Raw genomic sequence first — 25,833 nt, forward strand, 5'->3', positions numbered from 1 at the left:
TTCGCGAGCAAGCCCGCTCCCACATTTGACTGGTGGTGTCTAATACCCGCGATTGAAATCCACTTCCCCACGCAACGCTTCACCCGCCTGATACGCCCGCAGGTTTTCGACAAACAACTTCACCATCATCGGTGGCGAAGTCGGTGCAGAGCTATGGCCGGTCAGCAGCAGGCCCCACGCGGTCCAGAACGGATGGCGTTGCGGCAACGGCTCCTGACGGCAGACGTCGATCACGGCCCCGGCCAGATGTCCTTCCTTCAAGGCTTCCACCAGATCCGCATCGACCACCGCCACACCGCGCCCGACGTTGATGAACAACCCGGTCGGCTTGAACTGCTTGAACAGTGCGGCGTCGTACAGGTCGTGAGTATTCGGGGTATTCGGCAGCAGATTGATCACGTAATCCACTTCACCGACCAGGCGCGGCAAGTCGCTCAGCGCGCCAACTTCGACAAAGGGCGCTTGCTCACGGGCTTCGCTGGCGATGCCGTATAACTCGACGCCAAACGGCAGCAGAAACTGCGCCACGGTCTGACCAATGTCACCGGTACCGACGATCAATACCTTGCGTCCGGCCAGGCTTTGGCCCTGGCGGTTGTCCCATTTGCGCTCGACCTGGCTGACCAGTCGCGCCAGTACTTCGCGCTCGTGGCCGAGCATGTAGGTCAGTACGTATTCGGCCATGACCTGACCGAAAATCCCCACCGCCCGGGTCAGGCGATAGTGCCGAGGCAGGCCGTCGGCCAGCAACGGTGTGATACCGGCCCAGGTCGACTGCAGCCATGCAGGCAGGTGGCCCTGACGCAACAGCGTCGCCAGCAGGTCCGGCTGACCGAGCCAGACTTGGCAATCGGCGGCCTGACGGGCCAGTTCGGCGGAGTCGCCGCTGGTCAGTACTTCCAGATCAGGCGCTGCCTGACGCAACAGTTGGGCATACACAGGGTGGTCGTGTTCAGCAATCAGAACGCGCATGGTTCAAACCTTTCAAAAACAGTGCAGACGGCCGCCGACGGAGTATCACTCCATCGTCCTGGCCATCGCCAAAATCATTCCAGTGTTTCATAAAGGCTCTGAACAGAGCCTGTCTGCCGATTACATCGGGTCGTTGCGCCGCAGCAGTTCTTCCGGCAGATGCTCGATATATTCATCTTCGGCCGGCGGCATTTGCAGGTGGTAGCCCTGCTTCTCGAGGTTTTCCAGCACGACGACGATGTCTTCACTGGCCAGTTTGCGCTCGGGCGACAGCACCAGATCGAAGGAGTGTTTCGGCTTGCCAAAGGCCAGCCTCAGCGCTTCCGGCACACGTTCAAGCGCATCGCTTTTGAGCACATAAAGGTACATGCCGCTGCGCTTGGAGCTTTGGTAGATGGAGCAAATACGTTTCAAGGCTGTTCTCCGGCGGTGGCCAGGCTGTCGAGCAGCGCCTGGCCCATCAATTCGCGGCGCCAGCCACGCAGCGAATCAGGCAATTGGTAAGGACCATTGGGGAAGCCGCTCTTGAGCAGCGCTTCCAGAGTTTTCTTGCGCAGCATCAGCTCCGGCGCGATGTTCAGGCGTTCGGCTTCGGCCTGGCCTATGGCGCGCAGCTGTTTGACCAGCGCGGCGGCGTCCACCGGCAACGGCTCCGGCACCGCAGGTGGCCATTGATCAGGCGACACACTGCCAGAGCGCTTGATCAGATCAAGCAGAAATTCGCCGTCCTGACGCACGGTACGCGGGTGCATGTCTTCGATTTTCGCCAGCGCGCCGAGGTTGTCCGGTTGCGTGCGAGCCAACGGCCACAGGGAATGTTCACGGACGATGCGGTTGCGCGGCAGATCACGGGCACGGGCTTCGCGTTCACGCCAGGCGCAAAGTTCACGCAACACGGCGAGTTGGGCCCGGGACAGTTTCCAGCCAGTTTGGCGTCGCGATAGACCTCATACGGGTCAACCTCGCGACGCAGATTGGCCACCAGCTCGGCACCGTCTTCCAAAACCCAGGCGTATTTTTCGTCAGAAAGCTTCGGACGCAGCTGTACGAAAACTTCCGCCAGGTGCAAGGCATCTTCGGCGGCGTAGCTGATCTGGGTGTCGGACAGCGGACGTTGCAGCCAGTCGGAACGGGTTTCGCCCTTGGGCAGGTCGATGCCGAGCACTTCCTGCACCAGCCGCGAATAGCCCATGGAGAAACCGAGGTTCAGGTAAGCGGCGGCCAATTGGGTGTCGAACAGCGGCGCCGGCAAACTGCCGGTCAGGCGCAACAGGACTTCGAGGTCTTCGCTGCACGCGTGGACGACTTTGACCACGGCCGGGTTTTCCAGCAGCGCCGCCAATGGCTGCCAATTATCGATGGTCAGCGGGTCAATCAGGTAAGCGCGTACGCCATCGCCGATCTGCAGCAGGCCGGCGATCGGGTAAAAGGTGTCGACCCGCATGAATTCGGTGTCGAGGGCAACGAATGGCAGCAGCTGCCACTCGGCACAAAACTGACCGAGGCTATCGTTGTCGCGAATCCAGTGAATATCGATGGCCACACGGCTCTCCCTTGAAGAATGGCGCGCAGTATATATCGCCCCCGGCGATTTCCGCGCATCCACTGAACAAGAGCTTTAGCGAAAATACCTGCTGGACCGCAAGAATAGTCTGACAGGAGGAGATTGGGGGGCGTTCTCAATTAGTTTCCCCGGTGTGGAAACTAATTGAGAACGCCCTCTAGCTGCTCTTACGCAGTACGTAGACCCGCATCCGAGCGCACCCCGGCAGGAAGTCCTGATGGCTGAGCAAGTGGAAACCCGCCTGCCTGAACTCGGCCTCAAGCTCGGCCTTGCTCGCCTGTGGCTGGACCTCTGCGCCCTCCCCATCCGATCGGCGGAGCTTGAAACGCCCATCAATGCGCACCGCCACAATCACGGTATCGCGACTGACCCGGTGGAACTCACCCAACATGGCTAACCGATGTTCAGGACTGGCGATGTGTTGAAACAGTTGCATGCAAAAAATGCAATCAACCGCGTTCGCCGACAAACCGATGGTGAAGGCTGAACTCTGAAAGGTCTTGATCCGCTCCAGCAGGTGTTGCGGATGGTGAGTGCGGGCATGATCGAGCATGTCCTGAGACGGATCGGTCGCAAGAATCACCCGATTCGCATGCTCGGCCAGTATCGACCAGAAGCGCCCCGCACCGCAGGCTACATCAAGAATCAATCCCGGTTCGCCAGCGACCTGAAGCGCGTTACGCACCAGTTGCTCGTCGCGCCAGAACGTCAAACGCCCTGCCAGGCCACGCGGTCGCGACTGAAGGCAGACGCGAGCGTGTTCCTGATCGTAGCGCCGGGCGAACTCAAGTTCGATGGCGGATGGGGGCTGCGCGGACATGTGCAAGGGCTCTTTTATTGGACGTTCCAGGCGCCGCAAGTTAGCGGTCGCTACGTGAAAAAAAGGTCGAATCATTCATTTTTTAGCCAGAACACCGTCAATCACTGCGCCCCGGCAGCCGGCAAACATGTCCAGCCCCGGATCGTAGACCTTGCTGTTGACCTCCAGCAGGCCAAGCATGGAATGGAACAGGTTGTCCTGGCTCAAGGGCTTTTCGCGACTCAGTTGCAGGCAATGGGTGTCCACCGAGAACGATTTTTGATAGCTGTCGGAGAACCACGCCAGCATCGCTACATGCTTCTGTTGTTCCGGCGCCAACATATAAGGCGTGCCATGAAGGAACAGGTTGTATTCGCCCAGCGATTCGCCGTGGTCCGACAGATAAAGCATCGCGGTATCGACTTTGTCCTGATTACTGCGCAACAGGTCGATCAGGGTCGACAGCACATGGTCGGTGTACACCAACGTGTTGTCGTAGCCATTGACGATACTTTCGCGGCTGCAATTGTTCAGTGCATTGCTTTCACACACCGGGGTGAAGTGTTCGTACTCTTTCGGGTAGCGCTTGAAGTATTCCGGACCGTGACTGCCCATTTGGTGCAGTACCAGCACGGTGTCTTTATCCAGCGTGTCGATAAAGTGCTGCAAACCTTGCAGGAGAATTTCATCGCGGCACTCGCTATTGGCACACAGCACCGGATCTTTCAGGTTACTCACGTTGTCGACAGTGACTCGATCGCAAGTACCTTTGCAGCCTGACTGGTTATCCCGCCAGATCACCTCCAGACCCGCGTGTTTGAGCACGTCCAGCAGACCTTCCTCGTTCTTTGCCTTGCTGGCGTTGTAATCCTTGCGACCCATGTTGGAGAACATGCAGGGTACCGACACGGCCGTTTCCGTGCCGCAAGAATGCACATCGGTGAAGGCAATCAGGCCGGCTTCCTTATCCAGTTGGGGGGTGGTGTCGCGGTCATAACCCAGGATGCCGAAGTTCTCGGCCCGGGCACTTTCGCCCACCACCAGCACCGTCAGGGATTTACGGCCGTGGGTTTGCCAGGCAGGATTTCTTTGGGCATCTTCGCCGAGTTTGATGAACGGTTGCTGCGCCGACACCACCTGCTCACGCAGATAACCGACCGAGGCACCGATGTAGTTGCTCGGCACCACCATCAAGCGCAACTCATGGTGATTGCGAAACAACGACGACAGGCCCTGATAATTGACCAATGCGACACCGCCGATCACCGCAACCGATGCGACACTTACCAGCACTTTGCTTAATAACTCACGGTGCCAGCGGCGGTAATTGACGGGAATCTTCCACAACAACCACGACGGCAAAACACCGAGCAACACAATATAAACAAACAACTTTATCGACAGTAAATCGCGCACTTCCGTGGCATTGGTTTCGGCAAAGTTACGCAACATACCCGCGTCGATCAGTACACCGTATTGGCTCATGAAGTAAGCCACGCCAGCACTGATCAAAAAGATCAGCGTCAACACGGGTTTCATCACCAACCTGAATGCCAGCAAGGTCAGCACAATGTTAAAGATCGCCAGGATCATCGCCCCGAACGCGACACGCATGGCGATGCCTTGACCGTCTGCTGCGGTGATCTCGAACAGGTGTTGCCAGAGAACTGAATTGAACCCTGCCAATAAAAAGGCACTGACAATCAACGTCACCCACTCGGGGCGCACGGCTTTGAACTTCAACATGATGAACGGCTGTTCCTGGAAAGAAGTGCCCACGGCAAATGTGAAAATTTCATTGACCGCGACAACACTAATTTTAAGCAGCCGACCATCAATTTTTCGTGAAAAAGAAGCCAACGAATAGTTGGCTCATGGCATTGGGCCAAAACTTTCAACATTGGGAACTGGTGTCCTGTCTCACCAATACGTTCCTCTTTTGACGAGTGGCTGTTGCCGTCAGGCAAGGCGCCGCGACGAGTCATAGCCCGCTATGGCGAGGAGTGGCAACGCAGCATGACGGCAACAGACGCCGTCAAAAAGGAACAGTATTGGCGAGACAGGACACTAACTTCACGCCTGATGCAGATACCAGCGCCAGTCCTGCTCACCGACTTCACCCATGAACTGCCGGTATTCGGCACGTTTCACCGCCAGATACACGCCAAGAAACTCACTGCCGAAGGCCTCCCGCGCCCAGTTCGATGCCTCCAGCGCTCGCAACGTGGTCAACCAGTCGGTGGGCAACAATTCCGTGGCTTGGGCGTAACCGTTGCCTTCCACGGGTGCTCCAGGGTCAAGCTGCTCGCGGATGCCGCGATGAATTCCGGCCAGAATCGCCGCAGCCGCCAGGTACGGGTTGGCGTCGGCACCACAGATGCGGTGTTCGATATGCCGGGATAATGCCGGCCCGCCGGGCACCCGCAAACTCACGGTGCGGTTGTCCACGCCCCAGGTGGCCGCCAGTGGTGCGTAGCTGTTGGTCTGGAAACGGCGGTACGAGTTGGCGTTCGGGCAGAACAGCAGCAATGAATCGAGCAACGTGCCGAGCATTCCGCCGACCGCTTGTTTAAGCAACGGCGTGCCGTCCGGGGCTTCGCTGGCGAACAGGTTATTGCCCTCCTTGTCCGCCAGGCTAACGTGCATGTGCATGCCGGTGCCGGCCAGATCATCGAAAGGCTTGGCCATGAAACACGCCGCCATCCCATGCTTGTGGGCCACGCCCTTGACCAGCCGTTTGTAGCGCACTGCTTCATCCATCGCCTGCAAAGCATCGGTGCGGTGTTCGAGGGTGATTTCCACCTGCCCCGGCGCGTATTCGGAGATTGCCGTGCGCGCCGCAATGCCCTGCAGCTTGCAGGCGCTGTAGAGGTCGGCCAGAAACGGTTCGATTTGCTCCAGCTCACGTAAGCCATAGACCTGCGTGGAGCGTGGCCGCCCGCCATCGACATCGCGTGCCGGCTGCGGCCGACCGTTGCTGTCGCGCTGCTGATCCAGCAAATAGAACTCCAGCTCCGCCGCCATCACCGGGTAATAACCGTCGGCCTGCAAGCCTTCGATGACCTTGGCCAGCAAGTGCCGTGGGTCGGCGATGGTCGCGGGCATGCCTTCTTTTGGATGCATGCTGACCTGCACCGCCGCCGTGGGAATCAATCGCCACGGCATACGCTGCAAACTGCCGCTGATTGGGTAGGCCCGGCAATCGATATCACCGACGTCCCAGACCAGCCCGGAATTTTCAACGTCATCGCCATTGATGGTCAGGCCCAGAATGGTACTCGGCAGCGGCCGCCCGCTTTCGTACACCGCCAACAGTTCATCGCGATGCAGCAGCTTGCCCCGTGGCACACCGTTGTTGTCGAAGATGAACAGCTCGAACATCTCGATATCCGGATTGTGTTCCAGAAAGGACAGGGCTTCTTCTTTCGTGGCGAAGGATGTCGTGGCACAGCTCATGGGAATTCTCGTCTATCCGCGTCAGGCAAACGCACAGGCGCCGCCAGTTTGATCCCGGCGCACAGCGCGGGACCTGTCAGAACAATCAGCGGGAGATGCAGGAATCCGGCGGGCGGGCGTGGCGGCAATGCCACAGTGCCCAGAAGGCCAGTTCAGAAGGGAGAACAGACAGGCTCGGCACGCAGGCAGGCCTGTATAGACGACGTGGCTGAAGGCTTGAAGTGGCACCAGATGCCCCCTCATGTTTGATTCCTATCAGCCAGATGTCCATGGAAAAGACCGCGGTAAACAGATGCAAAGCAGCGTCACACGGGCAGATAAGCCGTTAAATCCAGACTTGATGATCCTTGGTTACAGACTGGCTAAACATTCCTCCCGGCAACCAACCTAATTTCTCGATAGCGCCAGCGACTTTTCAGTTTGCCCCTGCTGGCTTGGAGCGGCCTAATCAAAGTCTTGTAAATTTTGGGCTCCGTCATGGAAAACGTTCGTACTTCAAGCTCCTATGCCGGATGGCTGATGGTCAGCGTGGTGTTGGTGGCACTGAACCTGAGGCCATCGATGGCCGCTGTCGGGCCATTGTTGTCGGCCATTCGCGGCGATGTTCCATTAAGTTTCAGTACCGCCTCGCTGCTGACCATGCTGCCCGTCATGGCGATGGGCCTGGCGATGTTCCTGGGAATGCGCATCGCGCAACGGGTTGGTGAACACCGCACCATCATCCTGTCCTTGTTGATCATCGGTGTGGCCACGGTCTCGCGGCTGTATCTGGACAACACCTTTGAGCTGATCCTCAGCGCGGTACTGGCCGGGCTGGGGATCGCCCTCATCCAGGCGGTGATGCCAGTGCTGATCAAGTCGCGCTTCAGCGACAACGTTTCGCTGTTCATGGGTTTGTATGTCACCTCGATCATGGGCGGAGCGGCGATTGCGGCATCGTTCTCGCCTTTCGTCCTGGCGCAAACCGGTAGTTGGCGGATGGGCCTGGCAATCTGGGCACTCCTGACGCTGGTGGCCCTGGTCTTCTGGCTTGCCCAGCGCTCGGCAATCGCGCCATTACCGGCGGCGCCGATGGGGCGCCAGGAGTCCTTCGTCGGTAATTCACGGGCCTGGTTGCTGGCGATTTTCTTCGGTTTGGGCACGGCCTCCTACACCTGTGTACTGGCCTGGCTAGCCCCGTATTACGTGGAAAAAGGCTGGAGCGAACAGAATGCCGGTTTATTGCTGGGGTTTCTCACGGCCATGGAAGTCGTGTCCGGGCTGATAACACCCGCGATTGCCAACCGCAGCCAGGACAAGCGTCTGGTACTGGTCGTTCTGCTGGCCTTGATCATGGCCGGCTTCTGCGGCCTGATCCTCAGCCCGGAACGCTTTAGCCTGCTATGGCCGTGCCTGTTGGGCCTGGGCATTGGCGGTCTGTTCCCGATGAGCCTGATCGTGTCCCTTGATCACCTGGATAACCCGCGTCGTGCCGGTGGCCTGACGGCCTTCGTACAAGGCATCGGTTACCTGATCGCGGGCCTCTCGCCGCTGATTGCCGGGATGATTCGCGACCAATTGGGTAGCTTCGAATGGGCCTGGTGGTCACTCACAGCGGTGATGGCGGTGATGATTGTAATGGTGCTGCGCTTCAACCCAAGGCAATACGCGCAGCATATCCAATAGTCTTCCAAGGTCCTGCTTTTCGTAGGAGGTCCGATCAAACGCAGGGTAAGGAACTCATGAAACAAGTCGGTTTTGCAGAAGCTCACTGGGGCATGCTGATCTGGGCGATGCTGATCGCATCGTCTTTCTTTGCAGCGGCAGAGGTCAGCCAATCAATAGATCCAATACTGTTGACCGGGCTGCGTCTGTTGTTTTCAGCCTTGATGTTCTTGCCACTGCTGTTATTGAAAAACACGTCACCGATTTCGGCCAGAGGCTTGCTGGCGCATGCAGTTCTTGGGCTGCTGCTGGCAACGTATTTTGGTTCGCTGTTTGAAGCGCTGCGCTATACCACCGCGGTCAACACCGCGACGCTGTATACCCTGGTGCCGCTGATGACGTTACTTTTCGAGGTGTTCCTGCTGCGGAGCCCAAGCCTGAAGAGCCGCTTGTTACCGATGGCGATTGCAGCGATCGGTGCACTGCTGCTGATTTTCAAAGGGACGGCTCCAGGCGAACTACCTGCACTGTACCCGGTACTGGTCTTCGGCGTCGGCTGCCTGGCGATGGCGCTTTATTCGCCTCTGAGCCAGCGATTCAAGGTCAAGACCTTGAAGGGGCGTGACCCGGTGGCGATGACCTTCTGGAACATGCTTTTCGGTTCGCTGTTTCTGTTTGTGTTCTGTCTGTTCAACGGCGGTTGGCGCAGCGGCGCGCAGTTGTCGGCGAGCGATATGTTCTGGCTGGTATACCTGGCGCTGTTTGGCACCCTCGCGACATTCTGGCTGCTGCATCGGGCAATCGGGGTGATTTCACCGTCTACGGTGGTTTCCTACGTCTACCTGAACACCTTGTTTGTCACATTGTTTCACTGGTTCTGGCTCAGACAGCAACCGGTGCTGATAGAAGTCACCGGTGCCGTGCTGGTGGGTGTCGGCATACTGACATTGGTGATCACCAGCCGTAACGCCAGAACCGTTACGGCTTGAGATCCGTCAGAGAGTGACTGCGTCCAACGGGGCCACCGGACTCCAGCGCTCCAGTTCGCGCTCAAGGAAATTGGCCACGGCCAGCAGCCGCTCTTCCTGCCAGTGCGGGCCGACTATCTGGATGCCGATCGGCATCCCGTTGGCCGGATCATGCCCGGCGCGAATGACCACCGCCGGTGAACCGGAGAGGCTGAACGGAAACACAAAGGAATAGCGATCACGATCCTGCAAAGACTCGCCATGGGCGAACGCCACGTCCGGGAATACCGGGCAAATGAACAGGTCATACTGATTGAAAAACTTCGCCAGGTGATAGCGAAACGTATCGATCAGAATCCAGTCGCGCTTCATTTCATCCACGCTCAACTCGACCTCTTCGCTCAAGCGAATCAACCCTGTGGTGGCGGGCGCATAGGTCTGTTTGTCCATGGACTGGAACAAACGCTTCCAGCCACGCCCGGCATCCCCACCCGTGATGAAAACCCGCCATAGCACATCGCAGGCCTCGTCGAGCATCTGCGGAGCCGTCGGTGTAACATGCGCCACCACACTGCTCAGGCAACTCTCAACCCACTGCAGAACCTGCTTCACCGCCGGGCTCACCCGGGTTCTGGTGGACTCCCAAGACAGTGCGACACGCAGTTGGGCCAAGGGCTTACTCTCGGCGAAAGGCACATCGACGGTGTCCGGGTCGTGGCCGTCAGCGCCGCTGATCAGTTGCCCGAGTAGCGCCAGATCGTCGACATAACGCCCCATCACGCCAAACGCCGACGTCAGATGAAACAGCCCGGAGCGATCACAGGGAAACTGGCCGGTCAACGGCACACGCCCCTGGGTGAGTTTCATGCCGCAGATACCGTTGAAATGCGCCGGAATCCGCACACTGCCGCCAGCATCCGATGCCAGCCCGGCCGGCGAGCAACCGGCCGCGATGGCCGCCGCTTCACCGCCACTGCTACCGCCAGCGGAACGCTGCCTGTCATGAGGATTGAGCGTGCGGCCATATAGCAAATTGTCGGTTTCAAACGCCATGCACAACTCGGGAACATTGGTGATCCCAAGGATGATCGCCCCCGCCTGGCGAAGCCGGGCAACGACCGTGGCATCCTCCTGACTGGCCTCGCCCAGCAATTCCTTCAGGCCTCGCGACATCCGGAAGCCGCGCACATGGCAGACGTCCTTGATGGTCATGGGGATCCCGTGTAAAGGGCCACGAATCTTTCCGGTGCGGGCCATCTCATCGGCCTCCCGGGCCTGTCGACGCAGTTCGTCGACAGACTCCAGTTGAATCAGGGCATTGATCTGCGGATTGCGCTCGGCAATACGCTGCAGGTAGAACTCCATCAAGTCGACGCTGCTCAACACACCACGGCGCAGCAACCCGGCCATTTCGCGTAGGGTCAACGTGTCGGGATTGAACATACTCAGGGCTTTCCTTTGCTGCGCAGTAGCTTGTTGGGGATGTGGTACATGTTTCTGACCACCAGAGAAAACGCCTTGACCGCCAACTTCGGACGCCGGGCGATCGCCTCAAGGGCTTCCTCGGTCATCGTCAGGACATGCCGAAGTGCTTCGGGCGTGATGTTCAGCGGCGGGTAAAACCGCAGAACCGGGTGCGCGGCTTTTTCATTCATGGAATGCCCGGCATGCACACCACGCTTGCCCAACTCCATGCTCATCAGTGCTTCGTAGACCGAACCGCGCAAGCGCAGGCCGGTCATCAAGCCGACACCGGGCACATCCTCGACAATCTGCGGATAACGCTGAGCCAGCCGTTGCAGGCCATGGCGCAGCAAGCCGCCATTGATCCGCGATTGCTCGACCAGGTTGTTCTGCTCGATGTAATCGATCGCGGCCAGCGCCGAGGCGCACGCCACCGGATGCCCACCATTGGTTCGCTGGTCAGGCTCGATCTCGCTCAGCGGATACTGTGTGGTCAGTCGCCAGCTGTACATCGCGCAGGCAAACGAGGTGTAACCGCCCGTCAGGCCTTTGGAGAGAATCATTATGTCCGGCACGATGTCGTCGTACTGCACGGCGAACCACTTGCCACAGCGACCGAAACCGGTCTGGATTTCGTCGGCCACCAGCAAGGTGTCAGTGGCATCGCACAGGGCGCGGATATTCGCCATGTAACCCACGGGCGGAACCTGTAAGTGGGCGCCCCCCAGAATCGGCTCGACATACACCGCACGCACACCCTCACCAACCGCTCTCTGCAAAGCAGCGAAATCACCGTACGGCACATAAGTCACTTCCGAGGCCGCAGTGCCATAGCTGCGATGGTGCTGTTTCTGTCCAAGAATGCTCATCGCCGCCAGCGTCTTGCCGTGATAGGAATCACTCATTACCACGATTCCACGCCGGTGCGGCTTCACCTTGAGCACATAACGCATGCTCTGTTCGATGGCTTCGGCACCCGAGACCATAAACTGCACATCCCCCCAATTCCCTGGTACCAGATTCCGAAGGCGCTCGGACAATGCGCCTTGCAGCGGATGCACCCGCCCCTCCGGAATCCAGGCCATCTGGTTCAACTGGGTCTGCACCTGTTCACGCACCATCGGATTACGATGGCCGACGATGAACACCCCATAGCTGCATGCGCAATCGATAAAGCGCTTGCCGGCATGGTCGGTGACATAGATGCCATCCGCGTCCTTTTCGACGCTGGTTTTACCCAGGCGATAGAGCTTGGCCGCCGAGGCACTCCAATGCTGCTGGCAATCATCCAGCAGTTGTTCATGCGATAGGGTTAAGGACATGGCTTAAAGTCTCCTTGAGAATCCGGGATGCGCGCTGGATGTGTTCGGCTCGTGCGGTGATCGGGCAACGCAGAATCAACTCGCGGCCACGGGGTGCACTGACATAGATGCCACGCTGATAAAGCTCCTCGCACAAATCGGCGGGTTTGAGGTCGGCTGGCAGCGGTAGGCTGACCCAGGCACCGTAGGCGACAGCGCCGAATGAGGCGAGCGCTTGCGCCAGGATCTGGCCGTTATTGAGGCATTCCCTGGGCAAGTCGTGCGCCTGCACGTAATCCAGTGCTGCCATGGCGGCCACGCAGGCCATCGGATTGCCGGCCGTGGTGCTGCCATGTTTCGCCGGGCTGCTGCGACCATAGACTTGATAGGCCATCTGTTCGCTGCAGGTATAGGTGCCGACAGGAATCGCACTGCCGCCCAGTGGGCCGCCCAACACCACAATGTCCGGGGTATTGCGATAACGCTGAAACCCAAACAGCGTGCCCAGGCTCCCCAGACAACTTTGCACGTCGACCGCGATGACTGGCACCGACGCATTGGCCGCCGCGACATACAAGTGATCGAGTAGCACCTGCTCTATCAGGCGCAAGCGACCGTCTCCATCAATCACGGTGCTGGTGTGGCAAACCGCGAAGCAATCGTTCCAGTCCACTTTATCCAGGTCGCGGACATACCTGATCGTCACGAGCTCGAAGCCCAGGAAACGCTGCATCTGCAGATAGTTTTGCGGCGCGCTGAGGCAACGTCCGTAACTCAGCGAGCCATAGTCGCCGCCCTGGACAACAACAATGGTGTTGCCCTTGGGCTTGAGGCCTTTACACAGTTTCAAGGCGCCTTCGAATGCTTCATCGCCGGAGCTGCACACATAAGAGCTGACCAGCGGCTGCGGTAGCAGCTCGGCCAAGCGCCGGCACAAAGCGATCAGTGGGTCGGACATCAGCACCCGATTGGACAGCCCCATGCTTTGCGCCTGGAGGCTGACCGCGTCGATTACCGCCGGCACCTGAAAGCCAAAACCGCCGGTCAGATCGATTATCTGGCGACCGTCACCGTCGATATACGTCTCGTACTGACCAGAAATGATCTGTTTGTTATGGGTCTTCATAAATGGGTCTCAGCGGTAGCTCAGGGCGTTGAAGATACGGCGGCGCTCGTCAACGATGGCCTCACGACCATGCATCACCCGACGGTTGTCGATCATCACCATGTCATGGTCACGCCAGCCGACGGGGTAGGTGTATTGCGCGGAAACCTCGGCGATTTCGTGCAGGAATTCACCGGGAATGGGCTGCCCGGACGACGTATCGATCACCGGCACTTCATAGTTGAAGGACGGCCCGAGAATGCTGTTGGCAAACGCTGGGCGCTGGCTGAATTCGGAGACCAGAATCGCCGGGGTACTGAAGGCGTAATGAATCGAATCATCAACCGCATTGAAGGAGATCTGTGTCTGCGGATCGTCGCCGATGATCTGCATCAGGTCTTCGATCCCGACCGCCGCCGGGTCCGAGAGCGCTGGCGAATAGTGGCAAACCAGCCGACGCCATTTGTCGCCGGCAACGGTGCGGCTGTAGCGAATCGGGTTGTCCTCGAAAAATGTGCGGCAGGCGGATGACAGCTTCGCCAGTACTTTCTCACCGTCGCACAAGGTGGTTTGCGAGCCTGTGCGCGGTGCTTCCTGGCAATAGAACCAGGTGATGTCCGGCCAGAACGGCGAGTTACCATTCTCGCAATGCAGACCGATCGCCTGGCGGCCCGCATCCACCAGCTGCGCGGCTCCACCGACCATGACCCGAGCCGGGTCGAGGCTCAGCCGCGAGCTGTTCTGCTTCACATAGGCGCTGAAATCCTCGGCATTGTGGATGCAGTTACGTAACAGGACGACACCGTAATGCCCCAGCAGGTCGTACAGCTCGGCCTTGCCGAGGTTTGCAAAATGGCGCGGTTCAATAATGGATACGTCGGGATTTTCACAGTGATAGGCAGGTGTGTTCATCAGATGCATTCCCTTGCAGATTGGCGAAAACAGTAGCGATATCGGCGCGTTTTGGACGGCCGGTGACGGTGTAGAGCTGCTCGAGCAATGGATCGTCCTTGGTCAGCAACCACAGGCGGCTCGGTCGCTCGATATCGGAAAAGCGCCGGGCTGACCAGCTGGCCAGCTCATCGCGATCCGGTGCCGACTCAACACACAACAACGCCACCAGACCATGGGCCTCATCGAAAAACACAGCGGCATCGCGCACACCGGGATATTCGCGGTATTCCAACTCGACCTGCTCCGGGCTGACGTTGCGGCCATTGGGCAGGCAGATCACATTTTTCTTGCGACCGCGAACATAGAGAAAGCCATCAGCGTCCAGCTCCCCCAGATCCCCGGTGTCCATCCAGCCATCGTCGGACATCGAACAGGCGCTCGGGTCTTTGCCCGAGTAGCCGCTGAACAACGAACTGCTCTTGACCTCAATGGTCTGGTCGGCGCCGATACGCACCTGAACATGCGGCAACGGCCTGCCCACACTGCCCAGACGTTGGTGCTGCACGGTATTCATACTGACGACCGAGGCGTTCTCGGAGAGCCCGTAACCCTGGAACACCGGGATACCGTCCTCAGCGAGGGCATGCAGGATATCGATGCTGACGGCCGCGCCGCCGCAGGTGATATGCACCCCCGAATGCAAGTAACGAGACAGACGCTCACCCTGCGCGCCGCCTTCGGTCAAGAGTTCGTGAAAGCGATTGAGCATCACCGGTGGTACGGTCAAGGCCGTCGGTTCGACCCGCAGAATCCACTCAATCAAACGCTGCGGTGAAGTGCCCGGCTCCCCAAGCAACGCCTCGCCTTCAGGCAGAAAATGCACGATCCCACCGGCCAGCAGCGGCAAATACGCGGCGGTCACTTGTTCCAGCAGCAGGCTCAATGGCACCAGTGACAGGTAGCTGCGATGGGCATCGACCGGCATCCACTGGCGCAGGGAAGCCAACACCGCCCCCACCGCCGCCGTGCTCAGGCGCACGCCCTTGGGCCGGCTGGTAGTCCCCGAGGTGTGAATGATTTTGCAGATCCAGGCGCTATCGCCGTCCGGTTCTCGCAACAGCGGCTGCTCCAGGGCAGGTTCGCCGATACGTCTGAGGCGGCTGTCGGGAAAGTCCAGCATCCACCGCTCCGCCAACGTCCGCTCGCCTGCGGCATCCACCAGAAACCCGTCACAACGCTCGGCAAGGTGCTCGGCCTGGGACTGACTGAACGCCAGCGGCAAAGGCAGCGCGGTAATTCCGGCAAACAGGCAAGCCAGATCGGCAATCAGCCAGTCACTGCTGTTACGCGTCGCAATCCCCAGCACAACGTGGTCGCCGTGAGCCGCCGTGTCGAAACGCCGTTGCAGTTCTGCCGCCAGATTCAGCGCCCGGGATTCCAGCTCGCCATAGGTCATGACAGAGGCGTGTTCCAGGCCGCTCGGAACACAATCGATAGCGCAGACCTTCTGGCGATTGACCTGCAACGCAAGCCGCAAATCCGCAATGAAACGGCCGCTCATGACTGCGCCCTCGCCGGCAAATCGGTCGGCAGCTGGGTGAATAGGGTACCGAGGGTCATGGCTGCAAATCGCGAGCGTTTCGGGTCCACGCGGATAAAACCGGTGACAGGCAATTTCGAGTAGTAGGTTCCCCAGTTCTTGCCTCCATCATTGGCCAGGCGCTGAGGGTCCGCCGTGAGTAGTGGTTCGAAATCGATCTGGCAGCTTTCCATCATTTTCCGGACCCGGGGCGTAACGGTGCAGAGCAAATATTGAGCCCCCATGCACCAGGCCAACAACGGAACCATGTTGACCATAATCATTCCGGCCGTCAGATGATGAGAAATCAAACTGCCTATTTCAGCAATAACTGACCGATCAATCATCTTTTCAAAACGCTGGGACAGAATCGTTTCTATCGGTTGCGACAGGTATTGCTCCGAAAACAGTGTGCGGTCATCCGCAAAAGTTATACCGGCGCAAGAAAGAATCCGCTCCTCACTGTCCTGGGTGACCGCAAAATACTGCGGGCTCGGTTCTACGGATGCCTTATAAGAGCTGCGAAACTTTTCTTTCACAACTTCAGTCGCCTGCATCCATAACGGCGTTTGACTTTCCGTGACGCGTACCAACACTTCGCCCTCCTATCCCTGATCGGGGTTCTCTGTAAGTGGTACGAGAATATATTGAGGAAATTTCCGACAGACTATTTAAAAAACCAATTACTTCCACTAATATATAAATAAACAACCTTGTCACAAAACACGACGTAAAGTGACACACATGGATTTTCACCGAGAAGGATTTTATGCTTAATAGCAATCTGCTAAGAAAACTGGATATGCAGGACCTTATGGTTTTCGTGGCTGTGTATGAACAAAGAAGCGTCACCGAGGTCTCCGAAACCCTTTGCGTCAGCCAGTCCACGGTGAGTTACTGCCTGAAAAAGCTGCGCACGAGTTTCGACGACGAGCTCTTCATCAATACCCGCAATGGCATGTGGCCAACACACAAAGCCGCCACAATGTACAGCCATGTTCTCAAAATCCTGAAATCCATAAACATATGCCATTCCGGATTCCATTCATTCGACCCAGCGCAAAAAGAGATCACTTTTAACATTTGCGCTCCTGAATATTTTGAACTTCTGATACTGCCAAACTTATTGAAACGTTTTATCGGCAGTAGCTTTCCGGTCATTGTAAACATCCAGAAATTCCACAGAGATATTCCTAACGAAGAACTTATAGATGGCCGCTTCGATCTGGTTATTTGTTTCGGCCCCAACTTTCATCACAGCGCTAAAAACCTGAAATCACAAGTACTGCTGGAAGATGATCTGGTCTGCGTCGTCGATAAAAATTTCGCGCCTCCAGAGCGCGAGTTCAGCCTGGACACCTTTGTCGCACGCCAGCATATCTTCCCGACGCCATGGACTTCAGACACCAATATGGTGGATGGCTGGCTCAGCAAATGGGACTACACCCGCCAAATTGTGGCACGGGCCAATAGTTACGTTGCGGCACTCAACATGATCCCCGGGACCGATTTTGTTCTCACTCTGCCTAGGCGCATCCAGATGCTGATCAGTAATGAAGCCCGATTCAGCCACTGCAAACCGCCGACGGGTTTACCGAACTTCACGCTGGATATGTTATGGAACGAGAAACCAGGTCAAGACAGCGCCAATAACTGGTTTCGCGAACAAATTGTCAGCGTGTGTGCACAAGACGGCTTTCTGTAATAAGAATTATTAACATATAGTTTTACTGGACCCGAGCATAGCCAAGTGTCCGGGCGTAACTTCAGCGCTTGGGTGGTGGGTATTCAGTGCCTGGCAGCCTGATACCAATCACTTTCAAGCCGTGCGCGCAGATCCAGAAAATCCCGCAAAGCCCCTCCAGGCCAGAACTCGCTGGGCGATTGAGTGCTCAGGTCGTGTTACCTACACGTTGTGTCCCACATCTGACAATGAAGCTTCCTACAAGGCATTCTCCTGGCACTATCGTTCCGTTATCCTTTTGTGGATAGATCTCGTTCAAAACAGAACAGGGAGTTCATCGAGATGGGGCAGATGCTTAACAGCAATTTACTTAGAAAGCTCGATATGCAAGACCTCATGGTGTTCGTCGCCGTGTATGAACAAAGCAGCGTCACCGCCGTCTCCGAAACCCTCGGGGTCAGCCAGTCCACCGTCAGCTATTCGCTGAAAAAGCTGCGCACCGGCTTCGAAGATGATTTGTTCATCAACACCCGATCAGGAATGCGTCCAACCTACAAAGCCACCACCATGCACGGGCATGTGCTGAAGATTCTGGAAGGCATCAACTTCTGCCATTCCGGAGCTCAAGCCTTTGATCCGACTCTAAAAGCAGTCACCTTCAACATTTGCGTGTCGGAATACTTCGAACTGCTGGTACTACCGCGGCTGTTGAGGAACTTCGACTTCGCCAACCTGCCAGTGATCGTCAATGTGCAAAAAACCGATACCGTCCAGCCCTTCGATGAACTGCGCGATGGCAGTCTCGATCTGGTGATCTGCTTCGGGCCCGATTCTCAACACAGCCACACTGGCTGCAAATCCCGGAGGCTGGTTGAAGACGAGCTGGTTTACGTTTTCGATAAACGCGCAACCCCGCCGGAATTGCGCCCAAGTTTGCGATCGTTCATGGAACATCGTCACGTGCTCCCTCCACACAGAACTTTCGACACCCATAGAGTCGATCACAAACGACAGCTTATCGAGCGGTCCAACAACTACAGAGCAGCCCTCAAGATGATCACCGGCACCGACTTCATCCTGACGCTACCGCGGCGCATTCAATCGCTGCTGGCCAATGAGGCGGTATTCAGTCATTGCGAAGCACCGAATGGCTTGCCAGCACTTACTCTCGACATGCAATGGAGCGAAGCCAGCGATCAGGACAGCGCCAATACCTGGCTTCGTGAGCAAGTGATCAAAGCCTGTGGGGAACAAGGTTTGCTCTGACTCCGAAACCTGGCCTGTCAGAGGCCAATGGCAGTCTTGGTGTAGGACTCACGATCAATATCCAGAATTTCCGCACACAACTGCACTTCTACGTTGGCCGGCCATTCGCACAAGTCCTGCAACACTGCCAACAGGCTTTGTGACAACTGCGTCTTGATCTCCGCCGAGCGCCCGCTCAACAGTGCCAGCTTGATATGCACAAAAGCCCGCTCGCCCAGTGCGGTGCCAACCTTGTAGCTTTCGACCTTCACTGCTCGGCTTTTGATATCGAACTCGGCCGCAAACTGACCGGAAGCCATCAACGCATTGTTGAGTCGCATTAACGCCACGTCGGCATTCAGTTCGGGCAAGTTGGCGGTGTATTCCATGTGCAGGTGAGGCATAGAGGGGCTCCTGAAGATTGGCAGAAAGGTCGTACATATAACACAGAGCCGCCCTACTCACCGGGCAGCGGAAGAATCGGACGCTCACTCATGAACGCCTCCAGTCTCGAGCGTAGCCAGCGTTCGGCCGGATCGTTATCGACATGACTGAGCCAGACCATGGAAAGGTCCAGAGTTGGCGTCTTGAACGGAAACGGCTCCTTGAACAACTGACCGGACGCAGCCATTGCTTCGGCCGTGTAATCGGGCAGGCTGGCGATCAGATCGGTGCCGGCGAGCAAGGCCGGCAACGAGCTGTATTGCGGGACAGACAACACTACCTGGCGCGTACGACCGATCTCTGCCAGCCACTCATCGGCATAGCCACTGACATTGGCGGTGTGAGACACCAACACATGCGGCCGCGAGCAATATTCATCGAGGGTCAGCGGTGTATCTGATGCGTCTGCACGCAAAACACTGGGCTGGATGTGTCGCAACAATTTGCGCTTGGCGTTGGCCGGCAGGCCGCGGGTCTGGCTGATACCAACGGTGATATCACCAGACGCCAGCAGGTCGGGAATGCGCCAGTAGTCGACATGCTGGACCACGAACACCACCTTCGGCGCTTCTTGGCGCAAAACCCGCAGCAGCGGCGGCAACAGGCCGAACTCGACATCGTCCGACAGCCCGATGCGAAAAGTCATGGTACTGCTGAGTGGATCGAAATCGTGGGTCAGGCTCAAGGCCACCGACAGCGAGTCCAGCGCCGGTGACAAGTGCTGAATAATTTCCTCGGCCCGCGCCGTCGGCTCCATACGATGGCCAACCCGTATGAACAGCGGATCATTGAACATCGTCCGCAAACGATTCAACGCCGCACTGATGGTCGGCTGACCGAGGAACAGCTTCTCAGCCACCCGCGTGACGTTGCGTTCGAGCATCAATGTCTCGAACACCACCATCAAGTTGATGTCGGCCTTGCGCAGTTCGTTGCGATTCATCCATTGCACCCCGGTCCCCAAGACTTGGGTGACAGTTTAGGGAGGTGTCGTAATCGGCGTCTATGCAGGCTGGCAAATGACCTGATCGATAAAAACAGGGAGTCCGAAAAAACGAAGCTGCTCCGACTGAGCAGCTTCACCGCCCTGGAGCTTATATCTCCTTGACCGGGGTCTGATCATGAGTCCCTTTGATCAAACTGATGGCGTGCACGCAATCAGACTTGTTGAGGTAAGCCTCCCCACTGGCAATCGTTTCATGATTCCCCGCCCGCAAACGCCAGCGCCATTGGCCCTTGCCAGTTTGTGCGATACCACGGGTTTGCCTGTAAATCTCAAAATACATTGATCGCTCCTTGCGACTGCTGATTACGACAGATCAGTGATCTGCGAAACCAGAGTAGATGAGGAATTTATGAGGCAATGTCTTTCAATGTGAGGGGATATTTCGAAGAAAAACCCTTTATTCGCGGGACGATCAATAGATACGGGGGGCGGTAATTAAAGAGACTCGGCGAAGTCAGTTTTCCCGTGAATATGCATATTTTTCTTACGCTGCTATGCCGATTCATCCGACACTGGAAGCACTCGGGGGCTTGGGTGAGCGCGCTGTGCTGACATCGGCGCCCTGGATCAGCGCGCCATTCGCCGCCAGTCGGTGATTGGCGTTGGCCAGGTAGAGCACCGGCACCAACACCTGTTGGTTGTTCACGGTCCGGGTTTCCATCCAGACGATGTCATGGGTCAGGGCCGCAACCTGTTCGGCGGTCAGACTGACGCCCAAGGACAGGTGGAGGGCGTCCTTGCTGGCGATGGCGTTGTTCATCAGGTACTTGAACATGCCGTCGTCGGAGGTCTGGCCGTCGAGGAAGCGTTGGCCGGTGCGGGCGATTACCGCCCGTTGGATCAGCCGCTGTTCGTAGAAACCGTCACCCAGGCGCTTGGCGGCGAGGTCCGGATCGTAGCCCAGGTTTGTCAGCAGGTAATCCGAGCTCATGAACCGGCGCATATCGGTCAGCGCCGGATTGGTCTCGATCAGGTACTTGTGCGGATTGGACCTGATCGAACTGTCAGGCAGCCCACGCACTTGCAGCAGGCCGGCGCCCTGGGTGGGCGTGGTCGAGCCGTCGCCGCTCATGCGGAACAGGCCGTTTTGCCCGGTTGGCAAGTCAAAACCGGGCAAGGCCAGCGGATCGACCTGCTGTTGGGTCAGGTTCGGGGCTAGCTGCCGATTGACGCTGATGCGGGTGGAAAAGGCGTTGTCGGCCTGGGTGTCGGTACGCGGGCCGGCGCCGACGTAGTTGTAGCCGCTGCGCACGACGCGGTTGTCGGCGTTGCCCTGGGTGCGAACATCGACCGCGCCGCCGGCCTGGATAATGACGCGTAGGTCTGGTTATCGGTGGTGGCTGTTTGAGTGCCAAGCGAAGGGATTTCGCGCTCGGTCATGCCGATGAAGCGGCTCATCGCCGCTTCGAGGCCGCCCAGGTCGTTGGCGTTGTAACCTGGGCTCTGCAACCAGTATTTGTTGGTGAAGTCATTCGCGGCGGCGCGCCAGCCAGCGCGGGTGGCGCGTGCGTTCGGACATGAAGGTGCGCGAGGTTTCGGTCTCGCCGGTTTCGATGCCGATGTTGTTCAGGCTGACGAGGTTGGCGGTCAATGCACCGCCGACGCCGATGCTGCTGCTCCGGTTGGCCAGGGTGTCGCCCTGGATATCCAGGTTTCCGCCGGTGGTGATGCTGGAGGCCGCACTTTTTCCGATTTATGCAACAATGCTGATGATAGCGTTGCGCGACGGGTGCTATGTGATGGATGTGATTGGGAGACGGCTGCGGAACAAATGGAAATGAACGATCTTGGATCGCCCATTTCCATTCGACTCAGGTGCTAAGGCAAACTTGCGACAGGAATACGCTCCTGCGGCTGGGTGACATCGTAGACGTGCTGCTCACAACGATCACCCACGAACTGAAACTCCACCAGATAAACCTTACTTCGCTCCGGTGTAAAAGTGCTTCTGAGTGGGCCGCAGCGGTAGCCAGTCCCGATGCTCTCGCCGCTGGCGTAGCCCGACACCTCAAACGGCTGATCAGGGTCTGCTTGTACTTCCAACTGCGGGAAGTGTTTCAAGGTAGCGCTGTGAACCGTTTCGTTGACCTTGGCAATCCAGCCAAACACCTTCCCCCGACCGGTATCCACTACGGTTCCCTGCACATCCATGCGCTGATCGGGATCCGCAGCGCGTCTGATCGAAAACTCTACCGGATAGGTGGCGCCCGACGCTTTCATGATGACCTTGGCGTGCTGGGCATCGACGGTTACTTTATCTTGGCGCAGTTGGATACCGTCGCTGAGCAGATCAGGAGAAGAATCCCGTACGTTGGACTTACAACCTGACAATGTCAGAATCAGGCTTAACATTAGTAGTGAAGTTCTTTTCATGAACACTCCAAGTACATCATTAAAAATTACTTTCCGCCCGACTGTATTGTCTCAGGAGCTGACCGCGTTACCCGTTATTTTCATCTAGTCGGCAGCTGCAAACAATGAAAAAAGGGTACAACCTTATTTATAAAACAAACAAAACAAATAAATCTGTCACTTTTTTTCTGTTCCATTTACACGTTCTTTACTGCACTCAATAGCTTCCAGCACCAACGTCAGCAACGGATAGCCAAGACGTAACAACACAATTAAAAGCCTCATCGCTGGTGCGAGCCTGCAGCTCAACAATTGCCCTTCTTGCATCAGCAATCAACCAACCCGTCGAGTTCAATGTCAGCCATGCATAGTCCAGACGACTCGCCGACATGAAACCTTCGAATAGCGTCGTTTTTTCCTGAGCCGGGTCAAACCAGCCAGGCAAGTTTGAACTCTCTGGGACTCTCATATTCCTGTTTAGAATCTCAAAGGAACAGCTAGTTTCCCACCAGTTTCCGCTGGCGAACTCATTGGGAAACCCTCCCATATAGGGAGTACCGTCACAGGAGATACAGTCGAGGGGAGTTAATGTTTTAAATAGCTCCGCTTTGGGAAAACCCTTAGGGTCATCACCCGTTTTCAAGGAGACTGCATCAAGCTCCGACAAACCCTCAAGTCCCACCCTCGCGGCGAACTGTTCAAGACCTAACGTCACCCCATCATCCAGACTGAGCGCCATCATCGCAACGACTCCAAACAGTTGTGAAGAAGTCCTGGCGATCTCAGTCGTCATACGATCGGAGCTTATGTACATTTTTACAAAGCAAGGTTCCCGCTCCACGAACCAGTGCTTCCAATACCCAATATAGGTAGGGCGAGAGCCGTCACTCCAGATTGGGATCAGCGCAGGCGGGAAACCAAACCATTGAGCAGGAGCCTCCAAAGTGCAAATGGGTGGCCTGATTTTTCCGGCAGCACACGCTACCACCGCATCCGGCAGATTCAGAGCTTTAAGCGCGTTTTCAAAGTTCATGTTTTCACCATTTTGGCGCCAGAGGAGTGGACCATTCAGGAATTTCTATTCTGTGCAAAGGCGAGATGGGGCCAACCCAAATGTTGGTGGTCTCACTAGTTTGCTGATGGATCAAAAGATGGGCCTCGCGTGAAGGTACGGGCACCAAGTGTCGGGGGTCAACGATCTGTGTTGGGAAATCCGTTTTGCCAAAATTCCAGTGATGAACTTGCGCGATTTCTTGCCCGGCATTGCGGGCCGATTTAACAAAGCGGCTATTAACGGCACTGAATGCATCCTCCAATATTTGCTGGCTGGGATTTTGTCCGCTGGCAAGGGTATCAAGGTATCGCGTATATCCATTAGGCCGGCTGGCGCTGGCAGCGGAACGCATCGCATCGTTCCACATCTGAAGCGATTGAGGGTTGTCCGCAACTGTTGAAAAGCCAAAACTTTGGGGTGTCAGGCGGGCTGCCAACTCATCACCGACAACCGTTCCGCTCCCGGTTTTCCCTAAAGCAATACCCAATGCCTCTGAGGTGATTTTTTTCCCCGTCTGCGTTTCGATCACCATCAAAGCGCGGGCATCACGCAGCTGCTCCGCAGTCAACTTGGCAGCACCTCCCACCGCAAGACCCGCGGGCAAGGCTTCACTGGCGGCCATTTCAGCCAGCCACACTGTCGTCTCATTGGCGCACAAAACCGGGTTAGCCGAGCAGGCCCGAGCGGCAGTTTGAGCGGCGGCTATTAATTCAGGTGTCGCGACGGCACCGACTGCGGCGACAGTCGAAGCCAGCATGGCACCGGAAACAAGCACACCACCTTCGGCCGTCTGTTTCGCAATATCGGCTTTACAGGCGCTGTCACACCCCTTTACGTCAGCGAGCCAGAACCCAAGATCGCCACCAGCCATCATGCCCATAGCATTGTTCTCGGCGGCATTCTTAGCCGCTCCGGCACCTGCTACGGCATTGGCAGAATCCGCGATTGCTGCTTTCAGCGAGTTTGCTGTCTTCGATGAAGTTGTTGGTGCACAGGTACGCCAGCCCGGTGTTGAGCGAGGTCTTGCTCACCGAGTCGCGATGGATCACCCGCTCCAGGCGCAACTGATGGTTCTGGCTGTCGCCGCTCTGCTTGAAATTGAAGCCGTTGGCCTGGCCCAGCGCCCGGTACTCGCTCTGGCTGTAGGTGTAGCTCAGGTTCCACCAGCCAAAGGGCAGGTTGTAATAGAGCATGCCATTACGCGAGGTTTTCTGATGGTCGCTGATGGCATCGTGGCTGCCGCGCAAGGCCAGTTGGTCAGCCAGGCCCAAAGGGCTGTCCCAGTCCAGGGCGGTTCCCCATTGCTGCTCGCCGGTGCTTTTCTGCCCATCGTTATGCCGCGACAGGCCGACGCGCCAGGGTTTCTGCGCAGAGTTATTGACCAGCACTTCGCTGCCACCGATGTTCTGCCCTGGTGTCAGTTCCATTTGCGCACGGTTGGATGGTAAACGGTTCAGTTGATCGACCATCTGTTCGATCTCCCGCAGGTTGACCAAGTCGCCGGCCTTACCGGGAAACGCCATCGCCAATTCGCGGTCCGACAGTTTGCTGTTTTCAGCGCCTTTCAAGCCTTCAAGGCGCCCTTCCACTACCAGCACACTCAAATGCCCGCCGGCCAAATCCTGCTGCGGTAGATAAGCGCGGCTGGTGACCAGGCCTTTTTCGAGATAGTGGTTGGTGATGACCTTGAGCAACTGGTTAAGCTGCGGCACGCCCAGGCACTGGTTGAGAAAGGGCTTGAGCAGGCGTTGACGCTCGCCCTCGGACAGGGCATCGGCGCCCTTGAGCTCGATGGTCTTGATCGGGAAGCAACGGCTGTCGGTAGGGGCCGTCGGCTGGGTAGGCTTCGCCTCTTTGCCGGGCAGGTCCTTGAGTTCCTCAAGACGTCGGCGCTGTTCTTCGAGCAGGCGGTCCTGACGCTCACGGATCAGGTCCGTGTCACCGGGGGTTGGCGCAGCATAAGCGAGCGTTAGCGGAGAGAGGCACAGCAAAGCCAGGCACAACCTCGCCCAATGGGCGGGTGAGAACATGTTCGATCCCTCGATACGGAAATGACAGCAAGCTCGCGAGCGGACGAATAGCCATACCGGCTTACTCCCACAAAACACTCACGTTGCTGATGCGCACAACTACGCGCACACCAGACTCCGCATATCGTTTTCGGTTCAAGGGCGCGGAAACTTTCTACTAAAAAAAGAGACGTATCTCACAGGACGCGTCTGAAATTACGACAGAAACGAGCCACTCTGGGAGCATTTGGCGTGACATTTGAATTGGTGGCAGGGATGTAGAAGGGATGATT

Annotated in this window: 21 protein-coding genes and 3 pseudogenes; 4 read left to right on the forward strand and 20 right to left on the reverse strand. The window is 57.2% G+C overall.

Annotated features, from left to right (window positions below):
- Positions 1–39 precede the first annotated feature (39 nt).
- The 6 genes and pseudogenes from AB4O41_RS10100 to AB4O41_RS10125 form a co-directional block, all read right to left on the reverse strand.
- Entirely contained in the window at positions 40–972 is a 933-nt protein-coding gene (locus AB4O41_RS10100) for a D-2-hydroxyacid dehydrogenase (protein ID WP_460147614.1), read from the reverse strand.
- A 120-nt stretch (positions 973–1,092) separates the two neighbouring features.
- Positions 1,093–1,386, reverse strand: a complete 294-nt coding sequence (locus AB4O41_RS10105; protein ID WP_447788740.1) for a YcgL domain-containing protein — start codon at positions 1,384–1,386, stop codon at positions 1,093–1,095.
- A pseudogene (rnd, locus tag AB4O41_RS10110) lies at positions 1,383–2,515 on the reverse strand (ribonuclease D). The gene AB4O41_RS10105 and the pseudogene rnd overlap by 4 nt, the downstream one beginning before the upstream one ends.
- Before the next feature lie 178 nt (positions 2,516–2,693).
- Positions 2,694–3,356: a class I SAM-dependent methyltransferase gene (locus tag AB4O41_RS10115; RefSeq protein ID WP_460147616.1), complete on the reverse strand. Its 663-nt coding sequence runs from the start codon at positions 3,354–3,356 to the stop codon at positions 2,694–2,696.
- A gap of 75 nt (positions 3,357–3,431) precedes the next feature.
- On the reverse strand, positions 3,432–5,081 hold the full coding sequence (locus AB4O41_RS10120; RefSeq protein ID WP_460147618.1) for a phosphoethanolamine transferase: 1,650 nt from the start codon (positions 5,079–5,081) through the stop codon (positions 3,432–3,434).
- A gap of 327 nt (positions 5,082–5,408) precedes the next feature.
- Positions 5,409–6,791, reverse strand: coding sequence for a glutamine synthetase family protein (locus tag AB4O41_RS10125; RefSeq protein ID WP_460147619.1), 1,383 nt, complete (start codon positions 6,789–6,791; stop codon positions 5,409–5,411).
- Positions 6,792–7,268: 477 nt separating this feature from the next.
- On the opposite strand from AB4O41_RS10125, the gene AB4O41_RS10130 reads away from it, so the two are divergent.
- Together AB4O41_RS10130 and AB4O41_RS10135 are read left to right on the forward strand one after the other, a co-directional pair.
- Entirely contained in the window at positions 7,269–8,456 is a 1,188-nt protein-coding gene (locus tag AB4O41_RS10130) for a cyanate transporter (protein ID WP_460147620.1), read from the forward strand.
- A gap of 56 nt (positions 8,457–8,512) precedes the next feature.
- The gene (locus tag AB4O41_RS10135; RefSeq protein ID WP_460147621.1) at positions 8,513–9,424 is read left to right on the forward strand and encodes a DMT family transporter; all 912 of its coding nucleotides are present in this window, start codon (positions 8,513–8,515) and stop codon (positions 9,422–9,424) included.
- A gap of 6 nt (positions 9,425–9,430) precedes the next feature.
- Here the strand turns inward: AB4O41_RS10135 and AB4O41_RS10140 are convergent, their stop codons facing one another.
- Genes AB4O41_RS10140 through AB4O41_RS10165 form a run of 6 tightly spaced genes read right to left on the reverse strand, consistent with a single transcriptional unit; the run spans position 9,431 to position 16,342 of the window.
- Positions 9,431–10,846, reverse strand: coding sequence for an amidase (locus tag AB4O41_RS10140; RefSeq protein ID WP_460147622.1), 1,416 nt, complete (start codon positions 10,844–10,846; stop codon positions 9,431–9,433).
- A gap of 2 nt (positions 10,847–10,848) precedes the next feature.
- The gene (locus AB4O41_RS10145) at positions 10,849–12,189 is read right to left on the reverse strand and encodes an aspartate aminotransferase family protein (protein WP_460147623.1); all 1,341 of its coding nucleotides are present in this window, start codon (positions 12,187–12,189) and stop codon (positions 10,849–10,851) included.
- Complete coding sequence (locus AB4O41_RS10150; RefSeq protein WP_460147624.1) at positions 12,167–13,294, reverse strand: aminotransferase class III-fold pyridoxal phosphate-dependent enzyme; 1,128 nt, start codon at positions 13,292–13,294, stop codon at positions 12,167–12,169. The genes AB4O41_RS10145 and AB4O41_RS10150 overlap by 23 nt, the downstream gene beginning before the upstream one ends.
- Before the next feature lie 9 nt (positions 13,295–13,303).
- Positions 13,304–14,185 carry a TauD/TfdA family dioxygenase gene (locus tag AB4O41_RS10155; RefSeq protein ID WP_460147625.1) on the reverse strand — a complete coding sequence of 294 codons (882 nt, stop codon included), beginning with the start codon at positions 14,183–14,185 and terminating at the stop codon, positions 13,304–13,306.
- Entirely contained in the window at positions 14,160–15,728 is a 1,569-nt protein-coding gene (locus AB4O41_RS10160; RefSeq protein WP_460147626.1) for an AMP-binding protein, read from the reverse strand. Before AB4O41_RS10160 ends, AB4O41_RS10155 begins: the two co-directional genes overlap by 26 nt.
- A complete protein-coding gene (locus AB4O41_RS10165) occupies positions 15,725–16,342 on the reverse strand; it encodes a thermostable hemolysin (RefSeq protein WP_460147627.1) in 618 nt (205 codons plus the stop codon). Before AB4O41_RS10165 ends, AB4O41_RS10160 begins: the two co-directional genes overlap by 4 nt.
- Positions 16,343–16,515: 173 nt before the next feature.
- Between AB4O41_RS10165 and AB4O41_RS10170 the strand changes: the two genes are divergently transcribed.
- Entirely contained in the window at positions 16,516–17,451 is a 936-nt protein-coding gene (locus AB4O41_RS10170; RefSeq protein ID WP_460147628.1) for a LysR family transcriptional regulator, read from the forward strand.
- A gap of 330 nt (positions 17,452–17,781) precedes the next feature.
- Positions 17,782–18,696 (forward strand): LysR family transcriptional regulator, encoded by a 915-nt coding sequence (locus tag AB4O41_RS10175; RefSeq protein WP_460148323.1) that lies wholly within the window; start codon positions 17,782–17,784, stop codon positions 18,694–18,696.
- 17 nt (positions 18,697–18,713) lie between these two features.
- On the opposite strand, the gene AB4O41_RS10180 is transcribed toward AB4O41_RS10175, so the two are convergent.
- The 8 genes and pseudogenes from AB4O41_RS10180 to AB4O41_RS10215 all read right to left on the reverse strand — a co-directional run.
- Positions 18,714–19,079: a 5-carboxymethyl-2-hydroxymuconate Delta-isomerase gene (locus AB4O41_RS10180; RefSeq protein WP_460147629.1), complete on the reverse strand. Its 366-nt coding sequence runs from the start codon at positions 19,077–19,079 to the stop codon at positions 18,714–18,716.
- A gap of 53 nt (positions 19,080–19,132) precedes the next feature.
- Positions 19,133–20,062 (reverse strand): LysR substrate-binding domain-containing protein, encoded by a 930-nt coding sequence (locus AB4O41_RS10185; RefSeq protein WP_460147630.1) that lies wholly within the window; start codon positions 20,060–20,062, stop codon positions 19,133–19,135.
- Positions 20,063–20,213: 151 nt separating this feature from the next.
- On the reverse strand, positions 20,214–20,405 hold the full coding sequence (locus AB4O41_RS10190) for a YegP family protein (RefSeq protein WP_367374524.1): 192 nt from the start codon (positions 20,403–20,405) through the stop codon (positions 20,214–20,216).
- A gap of 267 nt (positions 20,406–20,672) precedes the next feature.
- Positions 20,673–21,809, reverse strand: a pseudogene (locus AB4O41_RS10195) (hemagglutinin repeat-containing protein); the annotation flags it as partial.
- A gap of 134 nt (positions 21,810–21,943) precedes the next feature.
- Positions 21,944–22,498, reverse strand: coding sequence for a hypothetical protein (locus tag AB4O41_RS10200; RefSeq protein WP_460147631.1), 555 nt, complete (start codon positions 22,496–22,498; stop codon positions 21,944–21,946).
- Positions 22,499–22,694: 196 nt separating this feature from the next.
- Positions 22,695–23,510: a hypothetical protein gene (locus tag AB4O41_RS10205; RefSeq protein WP_460147632.1), complete on the reverse strand. Its 816-nt coding sequence runs from the start codon at positions 23,508–23,510 to the stop codon at positions 22,695–22,697.
- Between the two features lie 4 nt (positions 23,511–23,514).
- Positions 23,515–24,411: a hypothetical protein gene (locus AB4O41_RS10210; protein ID WP_460147633.1), complete on the reverse strand. Its 897-nt coding sequence runs from the start codon at positions 24,409–24,411 to the stop codon at positions 23,515–23,517.
- 61 nt (positions 24,412–24,472) lie between these two features.
- Positions 24,473–25,561, reverse strand: a pseudogene (locus tag AB4O41_RS10215) (ShlB/FhaC/HecB family hemolysin secretion/activation protein); the annotation flags it as partial.
- Positions 25,562–25,833: the final 272 nt, after the last annotated feature.

Source organism: Pseudomonas sp. S2_A02 (genome assembly GCF_054668495.1).